We start from the raw sequence: 18649 nt of genomic DNA, 5'->3' as shown, positions 1-18649 counted from the left end.
AAATAAAAAATTTCTGCTTAGATCAACCACTTCGTTTTCGCATAAAAAATTTAATTATTTAAGTGAGTAAACAAAAAATTAATTTTGTTTATACTCATTTCATAGTGCCTGATAGACTTTGGTCATAAATTCATCAATTTGATTAGGCTCTAACCATCGGGTTACTACCACTAATTGTTCTTTTTGATCGATAACAATAAAATTTCCTCCAAAACCGGCCGCATAATACAGATGTTCTGGAAGCCCTTCCCAATGACGAGCTCCTTTTTGATTGAGCCACCACATAAATCCATAGTTCGAGTTAGCTTGCGAAGGTTGTATAGCCTCTTTTATCCAGGATGGCGATAGCAATTGTTGGTTCTTCCATTTACCATTGTTCAAAAATAAGAGTCCGAATCTGGCATGATCCAGGGTGTTGATAAAAAGTCCACCACCAGAATGCCCACCACCACTTACCGATTGCATCTTTAAACCGTCTATAGTGACCCAAGAGTTGTCGTACCCAAACCACCTCCAGGTAGTTGATGCGCCAATGGGGTCCATAATTTTTTTCTTTAGTACTTGAGGTAAAGGTTTACGCCAAACGTTAAGTAAGGAATATGCCAGTACATTTACGCGTACATCGTTATACTCAAAAACAGTTCCCGGGGTGTCGAACTTGCGAGATTTCCAGTCGTCTATTCCTCCTTCTCTTGGGGGTCTGTCTGCCCAGTCATATCCTCCCCATAATTGACCTGACCAATCGGAGGATTGTGTTAATAAATGACGCCAGGTAATCGTTTTGTTGTGAACTCCATCAAAGGTTTGATCCCATAGATAAGTGTGTGTAAAATCATCTACAGAAGAGATTAAGTTGGCGTCTACAGCGAGCCCTGCCATGGTAGACAAGTAACTTTTGGTGACACTAAAAGTCATATCTACTCGCTCGGTATCACCCCATTGCGCTATGATGTATCCATTTTTTAGAATTACACCCGCTGGATTTCCTCTCTTTTTGGTAGGGCCTAGGATTTTATGATAGGGTTCTCTTTCGAATCCTTTTAATATCGCTTGTCTTAAATCTTTGGCACCAGAATATTCGTTAATCTTGGCAAAATCTATGGCCTCTTGTAGTTTTTGAGAGTCGATCTTAAATGATGTTGGTGTTTTTTCTTCCCATTGTCCTCTTTCAGGAAAATACAATTGTTGTCCCCAACCGGAGTACATAAATAATAAGAGTAGTATACTACTAAAAAGACGAGAAATTGGTGTGAGATGGATTGAAATCATAAAATTAAAGTTGTTTCTTGGTGATTCGTCGAACTAAAAGCAGGAAACCAACGGCAAATAGGAGTGAACTTAAAAAGAAAAGCCCCTGTAAAAAATAAGAGAAAATTAGATATTTGTCGGATCCCCAGGTAGTAGCATAACCGATCCCAACCCGACTGGTAATAGTTCCTAAAATAGATAATCCACTACCAATCACTAATAAAAGACTATCCGCTTTTGGACCTCTTTTAAAAAGATAATACACGCAAATTGCCACTAGAAATAGTTGTCCCAAAGAAGTAACTAATCCTAAAAAAATGTAATAAATAATTTCTGATATACTAGGTCCCATGCTAAAAGTTTTATAGATCTGAATCTTCAGTTGCTCTTTTGATGATAGCTTCTGGTAACGCTTTTTTGGCTTTGGCTCCCATTTTCTTTAGTTTTTCGACACTGGTAATAAGATTACCTCGTCCCTCTACCAATTTATTCATTGCAGCAGAATAGTCTTTTTTGGCATCATCAATTTTTTTACCTACACCAGTAAGATCTTTTACCAAGCCTTCAAACTTATCATATAATGCCCCAGCTTGTCTGGCGATCTCAATGGCATTACGTTGTTGCTTTTCATTATTCCACATGGTATCTATGGTACGCAATGTTGCCAGAAGGGTAGAAGGTGTTACGATTACAATATTCTTTTCAAAAGCCTGATTATAGAGTTTGTTATCCTCGTTTATAGCTATTGCAAATGCAGGTTCGATAGGAACAAACATCAAAATAAAATCTGGAGAATCGATATCATAGAGATCCTGATAATTTTTTTCTGAAAGTTGATCCACGTGTCTTTTTAAAGAACCAATATGCTCTTTTAAATGGATAGCTTTTTGGGTATCGTCTTCTTCATTGGTAAAACGCTCGTAGGCAGTTAATGCTACCTTAGAGTCAATTATCATTTTTTTATTATCTGGGAGATAGATCACGACATCTGGCATTACGCGTTGTCCTTCTTCATTGGTAAAACTTTGTTGCACAAAGTATTCTCTATCTTTTTCCAGACCAGATTTCTCGAGTACTCTTTCAAGCACCAATTCACCCCAATTTCCTTGCATTTTGCTATCTCCTTTCAGTGCTTTGGTCAAATTGGTAGCTTCTTTGCTCATCTGTTCATTAAGATCCTTAAGGCCTAGTATTTGCTGTCGCAGCGCAGCATGATAGTCGATACTTTCTTTATGAGTCTGTTCAACTTTCTTTTCAAAGGTATTGATCTTCTCCTGAAGCGGATTAAGAATGTTTTTGATATTTTCCTTGTTTTGTTCTGTAAATTTATTGGACTTTTCGTCGAGGATTTTGTTGGCTAAATTTTCGAATTCTTTGGTGAATTTCTCCTGTAGCTTTTCAACTTCTTCTTTTTGTTCTTTATTTTTTATCTGTAAAGCTTCAAATTCCGTATTTCTACGAGTCAATTCAGTATTCAAGAAATCTTTTTCTCTTCGGATACCTTCCCGATCTTGTGTTAGCTCTGCCAACTGCTTTTCCGAAGCCTTTTTGAGTTCATCATATTGGTATTGTAGTTGATTTGCCCGCTCTTGAACTGTGCTACTATCTGTTTTGTACTTTAATGAAGCCACATACTTACCTATAAAGAACCCAACAATAATGGCTGCAACCATTGCCCCAACAGCAATAATGATCGGTGTGTATTCTGTCATCTAATCTTTGAATTTATTGTATTCAAAGATAAAGATTAGAACTAAGAAACGTCGCTTTTGCTATAAGGAAATTGCAAACAACAAATAAGAGTTTACGGAGCTGTGAGTATAGCAATCAATAAGGTTTCTACGGTAGTATCGTCTAATCCAATTTCCATCTCCGGATGATATAGTAATCGGATGAGGTCTGTATCGATAGTAGCATATTCATTAGTAGTAGTCCATGCCGCTTGAAAAATACTATCCTGATACCTACTGGAATCTCTGGCTAACCCCAAAGATTGTGTGAGTTCTTCTCGTAATAAATGTTTTTGTGCAGCTTCATTTGCTCTTACAATATCCACATACATATGTCCGCCATTAAGTTCGTTATTGCCGTTCCAGAATACACTAAAAAGCCCCCAGTTATTGACAACAAATGAAGATTGATCAGGGTAAATCGAAGCATAATCGTTTCCAGATCCAAAGAATATAAAATAATTGGACTCATTTTGATCCTGAACGATTTCTATCATAAATCCATCGGTGGTAAGTGCATTTATTTCTGCAATGATTCTATCTAGTTCATCTCTCAAAGCTGTACTTGGGGTACCGTCTACAAAAATTTTCATATCCGTATTCCATTTTCGGGTAATTCTGCTAGCATTTCCAAACTCGAATCCTAAAGCTACTTCTTTGAAGTAAGTGACAACGTCTTTTTGATAATCCGTTAGTCCATTCTCATCAGGGTTTTCCATCCCATCTGGTTCTGTAGAGTCATCACTAGAACAAGAAGAAAATGTTAGTGTAACAATAAACAGAAGTGCAAAGAGTTTGTAGTAAAATGTTTTCATAGCTTTTTAAGTTTAGTTTCTGACTTTATACCTGCCGGATTTTGAGTCGAAAAGTATTAGGTCTTCGGGGAATAATCCAGAAAAGGCTCTTGCTTGTACCAATTCCTTGGGCCTGCCAAATTCATAACCGTCTTTGTTCATCACGATCATTTTATCGCATAATTGAATGGCAAAATCGATCTCGTGAGTAGAAAATAATATGGTTTTTTTGGTCTCAAAGGCCAGTCTTTTCAGTAGTTTTAAGATATATGCTTTATGATAAATGTCCAAATGTGTTGTGGGCTCATCGAGCATAATAAATGGGGTGTCTTGGGCTATTGCTCTTGCTATTAGTGCTTTTTGAAGCTGACCATCACTAAGCTCATAACAACGTTTGGATACCAGATCGTTAATATGGGTAACGTCGATTGCTTTTTTTACTTTTTCTATATCCTCTTCGGTCATTTTACCTACCCAATTAGTATAGGGTTGTCTGCCAAGAGCAACAAGTTCTTGGACCGTGAGGTTTTTGGAAGCAATTTGCTCAGTAAGTACAATACTAAGTTGAGCAGCTAACTCAATTGATTTATAAGAACTGAGTTCTTTCTCAGAGAGGATCACCTTTCCGTGCAAAGGAGATTGTACCTTGGATAATGTTCTTAATAAAGTAGATTTACCGATACCATTTGCACCTACTAGTCCTACCAGTTCTCCTTCGTATAATTTCAGATTGAGATCTGCAGAAACTACCTTTAATTCGTTTTTGGTTTGATAACCAATAGAAAGGTCTTCCGTTCTTAATACGATATGAAGATTATCGGGGTCGATAGGTTAAATTTTTTGGGTTGCGCTTATCCCAAAGATAGAAAATAGATTTTAACTCGATTTTTGATAGCGTTTCTTTCGCATCCAGGAAAAGAGAAAACCAAATGCGCCAAGAGCCAATAGAGGGCAAATAATGTTGATTACTTGCCATAGTGTTTTGTTGGCTACTACCTTTTCTACATTCAGAAAAGGAATTTCAATTTCCTTGCTACGTACTTCTATCAGACCAGAATCATCCAATAAATAGTTGATCGAATTGAGCAAGAACTCTTTATTACCATATTTTAGATTCATATATGGATCATACCCCAATTCTATAGGTTGTCCTCTTCTGGTTTTGTTGCGAATAACATCTCCATCGCCGATTACAATCATTTTTGTTGGATTACTATAATCGATGTGAGTATCCAGATTAACCGGTTTAATACGATCCTTGTAGGTGGATTTAAACTTTCCTTCCAACAATACAGCCAAATCTTGTGGACCTTGATTATAGCTGGCGATATCTGGTTTTTTTCTGATAATATCTAGTCTTATTTCTTTGGGAACTCCTTCTAGTTTCGATTTATCAGAACTAGTAAGTAAAATTGTTTTTTTAACTTCGTTTTTAAGAGTGTCGATCTGATTGGCAAAATCGAATTTGACGGATTCTGTATTTTTTACAATCGGATGATTGTTATTGCTTTTGGTTAGAGAAGCATAAAACCATGGGTATGGAGTAAATTGCGTATCATTTCCTTGTCCAGAAGCTAATACCAGAGGAGCAGAATACAAATCATTCACAATAACCGGATTTACACGTACACCATAAGAAAATAAAGCATCTCCCAGTCTAAGATCTTGCATTACGGCCACCGCACTACCCTCGGGGTTCATTAGACTGTCCACTTCCATGGTTACAGACTCCAGCAACCAAAGAGATTTACCTCCTTTCATTATGAACTGATCTAGGACATACTTCTCTTTTTCAGAGAATGCCTCTGTCGGTTTTGCGTTGATGATCATGTCAAACCTTTCCAGGTCATTTAGCGTTTTTTCTGGATCACTAGCTACCGAATCTAAAGTAAAAGCGCCAACAAAATAGTAATCCTGAAGTGTCTTTATAAAGTCTGCAATTTGTATATCGGGTAACTGGCCATTGCCTTTTAACACAGCTATTTTTTGATTTTTGGGATTCAATAACTTCGATAACCCATCAGCAAAAGCATATTCCAATTGTTGTATCGAATTATTAACACGTTCTTCTGATGTGGCTCCAATGGTGTTTTTGATCAAAGGTACCTTTATACTTCTATTCTGATAACTGAGTATCGCCCAAGGCACAACGGTTTCGATCTCTGTCTTCCCGCTTTCTTTTACACTAACCTCCATAGGAGTTAGTCCAAAACGCTGTAGTTCTTCAATCGTTTCGGAACGTAAAATTTCTTCTTCAAAAGGATTGGTGAAAATATATTGAATGTTCGAATTCAAGGCGTTGAACTCTTCTAAAACCTGTGTAGTTTCTTGTTGCAAACGCCTAAATTCTGAAGGAAAATCTCCTTTTAATAAAACATCTATGACTACTGGTGTTTTTGCTTGATAGATTAAATCTTCTGTGGCCGAAGATAAAGTAAAACGTTGATCTTGGGTAAGATCAAATCTTTTATAGAAGGAGTTTCCAACTACATTAATAAACAATATAGCTCCTAGTCCAATAGCTATAGGTTTGATTTTTTGTTTGAAATCACCTTTGTTAAGCGCAATAATGGTCAAAATTAGAAATAAGATAATAATCCCTAAGAAATAGAAGATATCTCTGGTGTCCAATACTCCTTTGCTAATCCTATCATAATGAAAAGCTAACCCTAACTCCTCTGCACTGAATGAATCTGAATTTAAAAAAGCATACTGCGCGAATTCACTAAACCCAAAATAACATACAAAGCATAAAAAAAGCGCAATCAGAAATGCTATAATTTGATTTTTGGTGATCGCGGTAGAGAATATCCCTATAGCAGTGTATGTTGCTCCTAGAAGCAATAACGCAATGTAAGACCCTAATGTACTTCCTATATCCAGATTCCCAGTAGGGTTGCCTAGTTGATAAATGCTGATCACATATAGAATGCTAGGAATAAAGGCGATAAGAATCAGTAAAAAACAACCTAAATATTTACCAACTGCCAGTTTCCATACAGGTAGCGGCTTGGTCATTAATAATTCGAGTGTGCCTTGCCTTTTTTCTTCGGCAATGCTACGCATAGTTACCGCAGGAATCAAAAAAAGCAATATCCAAGGAGCTATTTGGAAAAAGGGAGATAGGTCTGCAAAACCACTATCCAGAATATTGTATTGTCCTTTAAAAACCCAAAGAAAAAGTCCATTTAAGATTAAAAAAATACCAACCACCAAATATCCGGCGGCCGAAGAAAAAAAGGTACTTATTTCTTTTCGTATTAATGGTAGCATATGTGCTCAGGTTTATAGATTGAAAGGATGAACATAAAAATTAAACGGCATCCACACTCCAGGCTTCTGGTCTTTGGTTGAATTTGTTTTTTGTATTTGCCCAAACTTCTTTGAATAACGCAGAGTTTCTATAGTTATTGAGATGTTCTTCAGATTCCCAATGACTATAAGTAAAAAATTGATGCGTATGCTGTATATCTCTTAAGAGTTGTAGATGGCTGCACCCTTCAAAATGTCTGATTTTATCTTTATTCTTTTCAAAGTTTTCAAGAAAAGCATCAATTTGATCGGGGACAAAGCCCATTTTTACAATCCGTATTATCATTGTTTTAAATTTCAACCCAAAGGGCAAAGCTACAAAGTTTTATATTTTGTTTTTCTTTAATAAACATTAAAAAAAACTATTCAAAAGTGATACTTACTGTATCTCTGTAATACAAACCAAAAAGACTTGAAGCTCCTCCTACAGTCTTGGGGTTACTCTTGTAGATGGCAAGCTCCAAATATCCTGACGAATTAAAAATCGCCAGTTTTTTACCGTCTTCCTCACGTCTACTTTTCTCAATCTCAAAATTTATGGCGTCGCTGTAACGGTTATATACCTTTTGAAAAACTGCGGTTCGCGCAGTTATTTTGAATTTCCTTCCTTTACCTACATCGTCAAATAGCTTGCGAGTTACATTGGTGATAAGGTTGCCGTAGTTATCTATATAGATGATGCTTCCAACAATCTGTTTGTTCCCCACATTTACAATTGGAGTTATCCCTTTAATGGTTTTAATTTCTGAAATAGGTTTCCCGATAACTTCTAGTGTTCCACCCCTTGCAATATGGCAAGCGACAGTTACAAAAACATCCAAAACTGGAAAGTTAGAAACTATAGCATCATGAATATTGATTTCAACAATCTTTTCAGGATTAAACTGAGAGGTGATTAAGCATATCAATCCATTATTGGCACAAATAAAATAATGATCATCCAGTTTAACCGCAATGTGCTTGTTCTCTGCATGCATCTCACTATCTATACCTACGATATGAATACTCCCTTTTGGGAAGCTTTTGTAAGCATTTTGAATGATATATGCGGCTTCCGTAATATGAAAGGGAGAAATTTCGTGAGAGATATCAACAACATTGGCCTCTGGCAATTCTGAATAGATAGCCCCTTTAACCGCAGACACAAAATGATCTTTAATTCCAAAATCTGTAGTTAAAGTAATAATTGGCATGAACAATAATTGTTAATATCTTTTAATCGTAAGCGCTTAAAAATATGTAAATTTGTTTCGAACTTTAAAAAGGTTTTGTCAGAAAGATAAAATGAAAGAAATTAGCGTTTTAGAAGAGTGTATTATCGTATACTCTTCGTGTGTAAATTACCATTGATCATTTCATTTTTCCCAATAAAACCAACTTGTTTTTCCGATTAAATTCGAAATAACAAACTTAGTTAATCCTAAAAACAATTCATACTAAAATTCGTATAGCTTTTGAACGAACTTATTATTGAACTTACAGAAATTAACCCGAGAGAATTTTTCGGACTTCAGAATAGCAATATTCAATTGTTAAAAAAATATTTCCCAAAGCTTAAAATTGTAGCACGAGGTAGCAAAATGAAGGTGTATGGTGACGAGGACATGTTGGAAGAGTTTGATACTCGTTTGAACATGTTACTGGAACACTTTGGCAAATACAATAAATTAGACGAAAATATAATCGAACGCGTACTTACCAGTGAGAGTAAAGCAGATTATGAAACGTCTAAGAATAGCGGAGAAACCTTGGTACATGGGGTAGGAGGTAAATTGATCAAAGCCCAAACCGCAAACCAACGGAAATTAGTAGAGTGCTCCTACAAGAATGATATGGTTTTTGCGATAGGACCAGCAGGTACCGGAAAAACTTATACAGGAGTTGCTTTGGCAGTAAAAGCGCTTAAAGAAAAGCAGGTAAAACGTATTATCCTTACCCGACCAGCAGTAGAAGCTGGAGAAAATTTAGGTTTCTTACCAGGGGACTTAAAAGAAAAGCTAGACCCCTATATGCAACCTTTGTATGATGCCTTAAGAGATATGGTTCCTAGTGAAAAACTAAATAGTTTGATTGAAAAAGGAGTTATTCAAATTGCGCCAATGGCATTTATGCGAGGAAGAACCTTGGATAATGCATTTGTAATTTTGGATGAAGCTCAAAATACAACTCATGCGCAGATGAAGATGTTTTTGACTCGTATGGGTAAAAATGCAAAGTTTATCGTTACTGGAGATCCAGGTCAAATCGATTTACCGCGCAGAGTCACTTCAGGGCTTAAAGAGGCGTTACTTGTGTTAAAAAATATTGAGGGTATAGGGATTATCCACCTGGATGACAAAGATGTGATTCGTCATAAATTGGTGAAAAAGGTAATTGCAGCCTACAAAGAAATAGAAAATAGAAATGGATAATGTAGTCTTGGTTTCGGTAGAAACACAAAGACTCAACATTAATCAATGATCAATGAATACAATTGTAAGTACAAATTATAACTTTCCTAATCAAAAATCGGTTTATAAAGGAAAAGTAAGAGAAGTATATAATATAGGAGATGAACTTTTGGTAATGATTGCCACCGATCGCTTATCGGCTTTTGATGTGGTAATGCCTAAAGGAATTCCTTTTAAAGGGCAAATTCTAAACCAGATTGCAACCCAAATGATGAAGGCTACTGAAGATTTGGTGCCAAACTGGTTGATTGCTACACCAGATCCCAATGTTGCCGTAGGTCATCTTTGTGAACCTTTCAAAGTAGAAATGGTAATCAGAGGATACTTGTCTGGTCATGCAGCAAGAGAGTACAAAGCTGGCAAAAGAATGCTTTGTGGTGTATCTATGCCAGAAGGAATGCAAGAAAATGATAAATTTCCAGAGCCTATTATTACTCCTTCTACAAAAGCGGAGAACGGAGAGCATGATGAAGATATTTCGAGAGAAGAAATCTTGGCTCAAGGCATTGTATCCGAAGAGGATTATTTGGTATTGGAAGACTATACCCGTAAACTCTTTCAGAGAGGAACAGAGATTGCAGCACAACGTGGTTTGATTTTGGTAGACACCAAATATGAATTTGGGAAAACCAAGGACGGTAAAATAGTGCTGATTGATGAGATTCATACACCAGACTCTTCACGATACTTCTATGCAGATGGATATGAAGAATTGCAACAAAAAGGAGAGCCTCAAAAACAGCTATCCAAAGAATTTGTGCGTCAGTGGTTAATTAGCAATGGATTTCAAGGTAAAGAAGGACAGCAAGTTCCTGAAATGACAGAGACATATATTCAATCTGTTTCAGATCGATACATAGAACTGTTCGAGAACATTACCGCTACTTCTTTTGAAAAAGCAGACGTGTCTCAAATAAGACAACGCATAGAGAACAATGTGCTGTCTTATTTAAAGACGACTACAGTATAAGTCTAAGAGGCTAAAGAATGCTCAAGCAATTGCACATTGTCTTGCAAGCGTTCTTTTACAATATTCATCATACGCTTGTTGAGGGCAGAAGAATTTTGGATATAAATCTGATATTCTTCTACCGTAAACTGGCCTATGATCATTCCTTTTAAACTATTTCTGAATTTCATGTCCTTTTGAATGGCGTTCTCAATAAATTCCATTCTTTTTTCGAGCTTTAGCTCGTAGAAAGTGTTTTTCCTTTTTTTGATGTAGTTTTTAAATACTACGATTAATAAATCTCCTTGTAATTTTATAATAGGTCTAATGGTTTTGTTCTGAAACCTCTCGTCATTAGACATATTATCTGATACTCTTGCATTCAGCAATTGCGGACGCATTGCCAATAAATTAGATTCCCTGTTTTCCATAATTAAAGAAGGTTTACTAAAGTTACTTAAATGTTTTATGCAAAATTCAAGTCTGTATTTAGAGTTTTAAACTACTTATAAACAATGTTTATTTTGGTTGTACAGGATGTTTTGTGTGCGTTGATAACTTATGACTTTAATGTTTCTGAAAAGTTAGGAGAACTATAAGTTATTCATAATAATAAGGTTACAGTGGGGTGAGAATTGCTAAGAAAAGAGTCCATATAGTTTGTCTTCTTAAAATAGATAGCATAACTAATTAAACCCTATTTTTGTTAATAGCAACTAATTTTTGATATTCTTATGAAATTTGGCAGTGTAGAACGTCCTGAAATCATTGATTTTACTTTACCTAATGATCATTCTGAAACTCCAAGAGTTTTAAAAGAAACAAGTACAAATAGTCTATCGGTACATGTGGGATGTGCCAAATGGAATCGACAGGATCTTAAAGGGTTTTATCCCAGAGGGACCAAAGATGAGCTTGAGTATTACTCGAGGCAATTTAATAGTATAGAGCTCAATGCCACGTTTTATAGAATATTTCCAGAAGATCAGTTCAAGAAGTGGTATGACAAGACCCCAGATGGGTTTAAGTTTTTCCCAAAGCTAGTACAAAATATTTCTCACCTCAAAAGATTAAATGAGGATGTATATCCTTATGTAGATGAGTATCTGGCCAATGCGATACATCTCAAAGAAAAGCTAGGAACCATTTTTTTACAAATGCATGGGAACTTTGCTCCCAAAAACTTTGATCGAGTTGTTAATTTTATTCAGAAATGGCCCAAGGAAGTTCGATTAGCAGTAGAATTTAGGCATACAGATTGGTTTAATGATGAAACAGTAGCCAATGAGTTGTATGATCTTTTAGAAAGACATTCGATTGCCAATATTATAACAGATAGTGCAGGACGCAGAGATCTATTGCATATGCGACTTACCAACGACGAAGCTTTTGTGCGTTATGTAGGCGCAAATCACGATACTGATTATTCTAGGTTAGATGATTGGATTGAAAGATTAGTTGCCTGGAAAGGCTACGGAATCAACCATATTCATTTTTTTGTACATCAAAACATAGAAAAAGAATCTCCATTATTGTCTGGATATTTTATCAAAAAGCTAAACGAAAAGCTAAATTTGCAGTTGCATTTACCTGCTCATTTGTCTAATGAGCCTAGATTATTTGAGTAGCATATATAGTTTTTATATAAGGATAAGTAGTTTGTCTTACTAATTTCAAAGCTAAAGTGTTAAAAATCAGTTTAAACTTGCATTTAAACGATAATATATGTACTTTGCCGATGAATTTAAAAGTAATTTTGTAAGAATTTATGGATTTAAATTGTACGAATTTACCTTTGAATTGTAAAAAACAAAACTCAATCCCCTAATAATGAGCTATATGACTAAACTTCTACACTATTCTTTCTTATTGGTTTTTATATTTTTATCCAACCTTGGATTTTCTCAATCGTCGACACCTACTTTTCAAATAGCACATCAGCATACCCACGAAAAGGTATCCATAAATACACATTTGGATGCGGATACTATTATTGTTTTATTGGCTAACCTTGAGTTAGAAGCTGAACATAATCATTGTAATGATGTATCCTTATTAGATATTATGTCTTCTGAAAAAGAAGAGGATCTAAATTGCCTTGGAGGTTTTTGTATGGATCATACTCACTTTCATAAAAGAGGATTAAATATCAAAAGCAGAAGACAACTTTTCAGATACTTTGTGAAAATTTCTTGCTAAACCATTTTTATGAGTTTGAATTGTATGCGAATAATTATTATTATTCAATTACTTTTGCACTTTAAACTCGTGAACTATGACGTTTTCAGATTTAGGAGTACCTAAAGACTTTAATAAAGGATTAAAAGAAATGGGTATTGTGGTGCCCACCAAAATCCAAGAACAAGCCATACCTATCTTGCTTGAGCAGCAAACTGATTTTATTGGTAAAGCACAAACAGGAACTGGAAAAACTGCGGCTTTTGGTATTCCGTTACTTTCCAAAATAGATCCTAACAAAAAACAGGTACAGGCATTAATTCTAGCGCCTACCCGTGAATTAGGACAACAAATCGCAAAACAGCTTTTTAAGTTCACCAAGTACACCCATAAAATATTCACAGAATCTGTGTATGGAGGGGAAAAGATTGAACGCCAAATCACCAGATTAAAGAGACCAACCCATATTATTGTAGCTACTCCAGGAAGACTTATCGATTTGATAGATAAGAAAGTAGTAGATATTTCTCGTGTTCATACTGTGGTTATGGATGAAGCTGACGAGATGCTGAGCATGGGATTCAAAAAAGATCTAACTACTATTTTAAATAAAACCAAAGGGTATCGTAATATCTGGTTATTTTCTGCCACCATGCCGCATAGTCTTAATGAGATTATCAACACCTATGTAGCAAAAAATGCAGTTCGAATAGAGGTAGACCGTAAAGACACTGCTAACAAAGGAATAGATCATCAATTTGTAATAGGAGAAGACGCTGGAAAGTTGGATACACTCACGTATTTCTTAAAGACACAAAAGGACAACAGAGGTATTATTTTTACAAAGACTAAGGTTGCAGCAAGAACATTATCAAAACAATTAAAAGCCAAGAATTATGAAGTTGGATTGCTAGAAGGGGAGATGACTCAAAAAGACCGAGATAAGGTGATGCGGGCTTTTAGGAGTAAAAAATTACAACTTTTGGTATCTACAGATGTGGCAGCCCGAGGAATCGATGTAGCAAATTTGGCTTTTGTTGTTCATTATCAACTTCCGGATCAGATAGAATACTATACACATCGAAGTGGTAGAACAGCCAGAGCAGGTAATACAGGGCTTTCGCTAGCCTTGGTGACAAGAGCCGAGGTAAAAATGATTCGGTCTATAGAGAAAGAACTCGGAATTAGATTCGGACAAGTACGGTAATATTCGTATAGAAGATTAGTTGATCGCTAGGGTAGAAATAGCAGATATTAACTTTTCAAAATTTACTGGTTTAGAGAAATAGTTGTCAAATCCTAATCTAAGAAATCGTTGCTCATCACCGGGCATGGCATAGGCAGTAACGGCAAACACAGGAATGTTATTAAGAATTTCCAGTCTTTTGAAACGTTGCAATAGCTCACAACCATCCATTTGATTTAAGCCTAAGTTGATATCTACCAAAATAAGATCAAGGTTTTTCTCTCGTACTAATTTTAGTGCTTCGCTACCATTTTCTGCAATAATAACATTAGAATTATGTTTAGACAACATCTTATCCATCACCATTGCATTTATTTTGTTGTCTTCTACGTAGAGAATATTCATAGGCATTTCGGAATTATAATCGTAAACTCGGTACCCTTGTTTAGCTTGCTTTTTACATTTATTTCTCCTCCTAAGATTTCAATATATCGCTTTGATAAACTAAGGCCAATACCGGTTCCTTCATACTTTCGACTCAAACCAATGCTTTCCTGAATAAAAGGATCAAATATTTTATTCAAGAATTTTTTGCCGATTCCGATTCCGGTATCAATGATATAAATATAAATATTTTTTTTCGACTCTTGGGTGCTAATCTTTACTCTTACACTTCCGATGTTCGTATACTTGATGGCGTTATTAATAATATGATCTATGGCAGTTTTAAATAGTCCTTCGTCAATTAGGGCCTCGGGACTTGACTCGTCCAAATCCAGAAAATAATCAAGGCCTTTGGCTTTTGCGAGATGTTTATGGTCCCGATGTGAGGTTTCTACCACATAATTGATGTCCTGTTTGGTGTACTGTAGATTCTTCTGTATAGTTTCAATCTCACTAAAACCAGCCAAGGTATCCAAAGTATCTAATAATCGGTCTTGACTTTCCTGAAGATAATCTTTGAGTTGGTCTTTTTCTTCTTTACTGTGATCGTCTAGCAAAAGCTTGCTAATGGTGATGATTCCATTAAGAGGGGTTCGTATTTCATGACTAAAATTAGACAAGATATTCGATTTGAGATCACTTAATTCCTGTTCTTTGATATGCGCATCCCTAATGGCAATACGAGCCAGTTTTTCTTCGGTGATATCATGAAAAGTGATCAATACCGAATCCGTTTTTAGTTGGTCATCAAAAATGGGGATATATTTGATTTCCAGCCATTGATTCACTCCCATAGGGGTAACTCGTTCTATTTCCTCTTTTACAATTTTTCCTTTTATGGCTTCATTAAAAAAATGAGCAAAGGTCGTTTTGAAGTTTATAGGGATAACATCGATAAATTGGCAGGTAGATTCTTTTGGATTAACATTAAAGTCCCGTTTTATAATCTTTACAGAATCCTCATCGGCCATTAGAATTTCTCCTTTGGTATTCAAAAGTACCACATAATCCATCCCATTGTTTACCATAGCCTGAAGTCGTTTTTTATTCTCTTCTATGGTTTTTTCATGTACCTTTCTTTGATGCACATCGATTAGGTTTCCGATCATGCGTATCGTTTTGCCGTTTTCATTTTTTCTTCTGAAACCGTGTACCTCATAGTATCGGTACTCCCCAGAGTTATCTTTTAGGCGGTAATGATTAAAATAGTAGTTATCTGGTTTGTTTAGATTTTCAGAATGTCGTTGCATCGCATTTTCTACATCTTCAGGATGGATCATCTGTCTGAAAACCTCTTCAGACACTTGGTTTTGATTGCAAGGAAGCCCCAACATTCGTTTAAATTCGGCACTGTAGTAAACTTCATTTTCTGGGATGATATGATCAAAAAGACCAGATTGAATTCCTTTTAGTGCTAGGTGCTTAGTCTCTTCGTTATACTTTAGTTTTTCGATGTAGTTATAGCGTTCGGTAATATCGGCAATAGTTCCATTTACAAAGACCACTTCGTTTTTATAGATCACTGGGTGAGCCACTACTTTTACCCATTTTTCTACTCCTTTGGCAGTGATGATCTTTTCGGTATACTCATAGGGTCTTTTTGTTCGTAGCAGGGTGTCCAGATAGTTTTCTACCCGCGCTCTGGACTCTTCGGGGTAAAAGCTAGCTCCTAAATCCCGAGTCATCGGTGTACCGGGATCTAGGTCTTTAACAAAATAGCACCCTTGAGACCAGTACATTTCTTTGCTTTTTGGATTAAAATACCAGGCTCCGGTTTTGGTGAGTTTGGAAATCGTAATTAGTGCTCTATGCTCTTTATATTCTTCGGTGGTATCTATACCAGCGGCATACACCAAATTATCACAAAGCGTAAAGTCGAACTTTAAAGAGAGGACTCCCATTTTTCCAGAGGGAAACGTAAAAGACTCATTAGTCTTAGGTTGTTGTACGGTTAGGTTCGAAATGGTGTCGGTAAATACCTGCACATCATCATCGATTACAAAATCCGTTATGTTTTTTCCTTTTATTCCATCACAACCTTCAGGGAACAAAAGTTCACATCTTTTATTAAACGCAATGATCTCTCCTTCTGGTGAAAAGATAAAAAGAAAAAGCTGCGTTTTTTCTGCAAGAACTTCTAATTGTGCTATGTTAAAAGGCATAGTTCAGGGTATATATATCTTAAAGTTACAAAATGATTTTCAATTTATATTGAGGTTTACCGTAAAGACAAACTTTCTATGGGAAAGCCGTAAAATAAGGCAGTGTAACGGTAGAAAAACTGTTATGCATCCATAATAAATGGAATAAACACCTATGTTTTTGAGAGATTTGCGGAAGGATAATATATCCTTGACGTAGAATTAACATTAGGTGTAGAATTTATTTTGGTTTTGGCAGTTACTATAAGCTAAACATCGTTAGACAGGGAAAAATAAAAAGTAAAAAGAATGAAAGAGTCATGTATCAATTGCACCAAAGCAGGATCGGTGGATTACGACGGTGTACTTGCCGAAAGAGTGTATTGTTTGAAATTGAAAGTAGGTTTTTCTTCAGATTCTAAATGTGATCATTACGTAAAAAAGAGAAAGAAAAAAAACAGTTTGATTATTGCTAAAAGTAGATAGGGATTGTTTATGGTAAGATAAGAACCTTCTGGGAACCAGTTTGCCTTTAAGCTTTTCATTAGGATTTTTTATGTGACCAATTTAATATGTTCAATGCAAATCTCATTTTTTAAATTAGTATATATTAATCTTAAGTCACTGCACATATGTTGTAGACCACTTGGAAAAAGAAGAGACTCAAGTAACATACTTCCTATACAATCGTCGTATATTTTTAATCTGCTAAGAAGTTTCAAAATTATCCACTGCTTAGTTTCTAAAAATTGAATCATGGAAAACAAAACAAGTATTGTTAGGAACCTTAGAATTCTTTACCCAATTTGGATGCTTTTTGGAATGTTTGGCATTATGTATGTTCCTTCAGTCTTAATTGATTTTGCCGATCCAATAGCGACGTCCGAAAATATTAAGGAAAATATGTTACTATTTAGACTTGGAATTGCAGGAAGATTAATCACACAATTGCTTTTTATTATTATTCCTTTTCTTTTTTATCAATTGTTCAAAGATCTAGATAAGACAGCATCAACTCTATTGCTTATCCTGGCATTGGTAAGTGTGCCTATCTCAATGGTTAATGAAACCATAAACTTAAGTGTTGTTGGGCATTTAGAAGATCCTAATAAAGTCCTACAACTATTAGAACTCTATAATCAGAGAATGTATATTTCGATAATATTTTGGGGATTGTGGTTGTTACCTCTTGGTTGGTTAGCGTATAAGTTTGACTGGTTTCCCAAATTAATCGGAATTTTCCTATTTATTGCTGGTTTTGGATATCTCATTAACTCTTTACTAAAATTAATTTTCCCTGATTTTGATCAACTTAACTTAATTCTGGAGTTAATGACCTTTGGAGAGTTAATATTCATCTTATGGTTCGTAATTCGAGGAGTAAAAAAACAAGCCCATAGCAATATATGAACGTAATTATTCTAGATTCGATTATTTTGAACTGTACTCAGGTAGATTTGATTCCCTCGAAATTACCAATTTTTTCGTTTACCTGAAATTAATCGTTATTTTAACAATCTATGGGTGGCTCTCCGTTGTTAGTATATAGTAGAGAATACGAACGTAATCAACTCATACAGGGCGTAAGATTGCCTTATTTAGCACAAAAAAAAACTTTTTTGCAAAGGTTTACAAGAATCAAAGAGGTTAAAAAAATACAAAAGATAGATAAAATCGTGTATTATATTTAAAAATGCATCAAATAGCTTTGCTATATCTTAAAACCAATAAACTTACCCCCATATGTTTACCTTCTTAAAACCTCGAAGTAGTACACAATTTATCAACAATTGCTTTAGAAAACGCATTTTACAACAATTCATGCAAGATGTATATCTTTTAATTTTAAGCACTGTGCTTTTTATTCAGGTGTTTCCTGGCATTAATATGAAATAAAATTTACACTGAATTATCCACAAAATTAATATTAGCGGATTCTCCTTATTCATACACTTGATTTTATTGATTAACAATTTACCAACTTCTATTTTATAATAGCTTATTCCCCAATTAGCTTTTTCATTCTGACATGGTACTTGCTCTGAAGAAAAAATAGAAAACATCATACTTCTTTGGATAAGAAATCCGCTAATAAATAATGACCTTTTCGTAAACTTAAAACCAATTTAATTATGAAACTTACTAAACTTAATTGCTTAATTGCATTTTTCGTTTTGGGGTTACTGGCACAAGCCCAAACCCCAGAAGGAGAATTAA

The 18649-nt window shown here is 35.3% G+C and carries 18 protein-coding genes; 7 read left to right on the top strand and 11 right to left on the bottom strand.

The window, feature by feature from the left end; translation table 11 throughout:
• Positions 1–99: 99 nt before the first annotated feature.
• The 8 genes from BUE24_RS04705 to BUE24_RS04670 form a co-directional block, all read right to left on the bottom strand.
• The gene (locus tag BUE24_RS04705; RefSeq protein WP_084549406.1) at positions 100–1269 is read right to left on the bottom strand and encodes a serine hydrolase domain-containing protein; all 1170 of its coding nucleotides are present in this window, start codon (positions 1267–1269) and stop codon (positions 100–102) included.
• A 4-nt stretch (positions 1270–1273) separates the two neighbouring features.
• On the bottom strand, positions 1274–1600 hold the full coding sequence (locus BUE24_RS04700) for a hypothetical protein (protein ID WP_073314515.1): 327 nt from the start codon (positions 1598–1600) through the stop codon (positions 1274–1276).
• Positions 1601–1610: 10 nt separating this feature from the next.
• On the bottom strand, positions 1611–2960 hold the full coding sequence (locus tag BUE24_RS04695) for a DNA recombination protein RmuC (RefSeq protein ID WP_073314513.1): 1350 nt from the start codon (positions 2958–2960) through the stop codon (positions 1611–1613).
• A 92-nt stretch (positions 2961–3052) separates the two neighbouring features.
• A complete protein-coding gene (locus BUE24_RS04690) occupies positions 3053–3793 on the bottom strand; it encodes a DUF2927 domain-containing protein (protein ID WP_073314511.1) in 741 nt (246 codons plus the stop codon).
• A gap of 12 nt (positions 3794–3805) precedes the next feature.
• Positions 3806–4501, bottom strand: a complete 696-nt coding sequence (locus tag BUE24_RS04685; RefSeq protein WP_342039420.1) for an ABC transporter ATP-binding protein — start codon at positions 4499–4501, stop codon at positions 3806–3808.
• 147 nt (positions 4502–4648) lie between these two features.
• Positions 4649–7045, bottom strand: coding sequence for a gliding motility-associated ABC transporter substrate-binding protein GldG (gldG, locus tag BUE24_RS04680; RefSeq protein WP_073314507.1), 2397 nt, complete (start codon positions 7043–7045; stop codon positions 4649–4651).
• A gap of 40 nt (positions 7046–7085) precedes the next feature.
• Positions 7086–7370 (bottom strand): putative quinol monooxygenase, encoded by a 285-nt coding sequence (locus BUE24_RS04675; protein WP_073314505.1) that lies wholly within the window; start codon positions 7368–7370, stop codon positions 7086–7088.
• Between the two features lie 76 nt (positions 7371–7446).
• A complete protein-coding gene (locus BUE24_RS04670) occupies positions 7447–8277 on the bottom strand; it encodes an SAM hydrolase/SAM-dependent halogenase family protein (protein WP_073314503.1) in 831 nt (276 codons plus the stop codon).
• 261 nt (positions 8278–8538) lie between these two features.
• On the opposite strand from BUE24_RS04670, the gene BUE24_RS04665 reads away from it, so the two are divergent.
• Together BUE24_RS04665 and BUE24_RS04660 are read left to right on the top strand one after the other, a co-directional pair.
• Positions 8539–9495 carry a PhoH family protein gene (locus BUE24_RS04665; protein ID WP_073314501.1) on the top strand — a complete coding sequence of 319 codons (957 nt, stop codon included), beginning with the start codon at positions 8539–8541 and terminating at the stop codon, positions 9493–9495.
• 52 nt (positions 9496–9547) lie between these two features.
• Positions 9548–10504: a phosphoribosylaminoimidazolesuccinocarboxamide synthase gene (locus BUE24_RS04660; protein WP_073314499.1), complete on the top strand. Its 957-nt coding sequence runs from the start codon at positions 9548–9550 to the stop codon at positions 10502–10504.
• Positions 10505–10506: 2 nt separating this feature from the next.
• Here BUE24_RS04660 and BUE24_RS04655 read toward each other — a convergent pair whose 3' ends face one another.
• Positions 10507–10914, bottom strand: coding sequence for a glyoxalase (locus BUE24_RS04655; protein WP_073314497.1), 408 nt, complete (start codon positions 10912–10914; stop codon positions 10507–10509).
• Positions 10915–11217: 303 nt separating this feature from the next.
• On the opposite strand from BUE24_RS04655, the gene BUE24_RS04650 reads away from it, so the two are divergent.
• The 3 genes from BUE24_RS04650 to BUE24_RS04640 all read left to right on the top strand — a co-directional run bounded on the left by BUE24_RS04650 (position 11218) and on the right by BUE24_RS04640 (position 13868).
• Complete coding sequence (locus BUE24_RS04650; RefSeq protein ID WP_073314494.1) at positions 11218–12111, top strand: DUF72 domain-containing protein; 894 nt, start codon at positions 11218–11220, stop codon at positions 12109–12111.
• A 211-nt stretch (positions 12112–12322) separates the two neighbouring features.
• Positions 12323–12682: a hypothetical protein gene (locus BUE24_RS04645; protein WP_073314492.1), complete on the top strand. Its 360-nt coding sequence runs from the start codon at positions 12323–12325 to the stop codon at positions 12680–12682.
• A gap of 76 nt (positions 12683–12758) precedes the next feature.
• Positions 12759–13868 carry a DEAD/DEAH box helicase gene (locus tag BUE24_RS04640; RefSeq protein WP_073314490.1) on the top strand — a complete coding sequence of 370 codons (1110 nt, stop codon included), beginning with the start codon at positions 12759–12761 and terminating at the stop codon, positions 13866–13868.
• A 15-nt stretch (positions 13869–13883) separates the two neighbouring features.
• Here the strand turns inward: BUE24_RS04640 and BUE24_RS04635 are convergent, their stop codons facing one another.
• Together BUE24_RS04635 and BUE24_RS04630 are read right to left on the bottom strand one after the other, a co-directional pair.
• Positions 13884–14252 carry a response regulator gene (locus tag BUE24_RS04635; protein WP_170864558.1) on the bottom strand — a complete coding sequence of 123 codons (369 nt, stop codon included), beginning with the start codon at positions 14250–14252 and terminating at the stop codon, positions 13884–13886.
• Positions 14249–16453, bottom strand: coding sequence for a PAS domain-containing sensor histidine kinase (locus BUE24_RS04630; RefSeq protein ID WP_073314486.1), 2205 nt, complete (start codon positions 16451–16453; stop codon positions 14249–14251). Before BUE24_RS04630 ends, BUE24_RS04635 begins: the two co-directional genes overlap by 4 nt.
• Before the next feature lie 288 nt (positions 16454–16741).
• Here BUE24_RS04630 and BUE24_RS23850 point away from each other — a divergent pair, with 288 nt between their 5' ends.
• Both BUE24_RS23850 and BUE24_RS04620 read left to right on the top strand, forming a co-directional pair.
• Positions 16742–16918, top strand: coding sequence for a hypothetical protein (locus BUE24_RS23850; RefSeq protein ID WP_170864557.1), 177 nt, complete (start codon positions 16742–16744; stop codon positions 16916–16918).
• Between the two features lie 270 nt (positions 16919–17188).
• Entirely contained in the window at positions 17189–17842 is a 654-nt protein-coding gene (locus tag BUE24_RS04620) for a DUF4386 domain-containing protein (protein WP_073314482.1), read from the top strand.
• Positions 17843–18649: the final 807 nt, after the last annotated feature.

It is taken from the genome of Aquimarina spongiae, from assembly GCF_900141785.1.
Taxonomy (GTDB): domain Bacteria; phylum Bacteroidota; class Bacteroidia; order Flavobacteriales; family Flavobacteriaceae; genus Aquimarina; species Aquimarina spongiae.
Note: the sequence above shows the minus strand (reverse complement) of the source record. Positions and strands in the feature narration are given on the sequence as shown.

Coding starts and splice junctions, on each gene's coding strand:
- BUE24_RS04660 (WP_073314499.1), top strand. CDS start 9,548: ATGAATACAATTGTAAGTACAAATTATAACTTTCCTAATCAAAAATCG.
- BUE24_RS04630 (WP_073314486.1), bottom strand. CDS start 16,453: ATGCCTTTTAACATAGCACAATTAGAAGTTCTTGCAGAAAAAACGCAG.
- BUE24_RS04635 (WP_170864558.1), bottom strand. CDS start 14,252: ATGAATATTCTCTACGTAGAAGACAACAAAATAAATGCAATGGTGATG.
- BUE24_RS04705 (WP_084549406.1), bottom strand. CDS start 1,269: ATGATTTCAATCCATCTCACACCAATTTCTCGTCTTTTTAGTAGTATA.
- BUE24_RS04670 (WP_073314503.1), bottom strand. CDS start 8,277: ATGCCAATTATTACTTTAACTACAGATTTTGGAATTAAAGATCATTTT.
- BUE24_RS04690 (WP_073314511.1), bottom strand. CDS start 3,793: ATGAAAACATTTTACTACAAACTCTTTGCACTTCTGTTTATTGTTACA.
- BUE24_RS04655 (WP_073314497.1), bottom strand. CDS start 10,914: ATGGAAAACAGGGAATCTAATTTATTGGCAATGCGTCCGCAATTGCTG.
- BUE24_RS04640 (WP_073314490.1), top strand. CDS start 12,759: ATGACGTTTTCAGATTTAGGAGTACCTAAAGACTTTAATAAAGGATTA.
- BUE24_RS04675 (WP_073314505.1), bottom strand. CDS start 7,370: ATGATAATACGGATTGTAAAAATGGGCTTTGTCCCCGATCAAATTGAT.
- BUE24_RS04700 (WP_073314515.1), bottom strand. CDS start 1,600: ATGGGACCTAGTATATCAGAAATTATTTATTACATTTTTTTAGGATTA.
- BUE24_RS04695 (WP_073314513.1), bottom strand. CDS start 2,960: ATGACAGAATACACACCGATCATTATTGCTGTTGGGGCAATGGTTGCA.
- gldG (WP_073314507.1), bottom strand. CDS start 7,045: ATGCTACCATTAATACGAAAAGAAATAAGTACCTTTTTTTCTTCGGCC.
- BUE24_RS04645 (WP_073314492.1), top strand. CDS start 12,323: ATGACTAAACTTCTACACTATTCTTTCTTATTGGTTTTTATATTTTTA.
- BUE24_RS04650 (WP_073314494.1), top strand. CDS start 11,218: ATGAAATTTGGCAGTGTAGAACGTCCTGAAATCATTGATTTTACTTTA.
- BUE24_RS04620 (WP_073314482.1), top strand. CDS start 17,189: ATGGAAAACAAAACAAGTATTGTTAGGAACCTTAGAATTCTTTACCCA.
- BUE24_RS23850 (WP_170864557.1), top strand. CDS start 16,742: ATGAAAGAGTCATGTATCAATTGCACCAAAGCAGGATCGGTGGATTAC.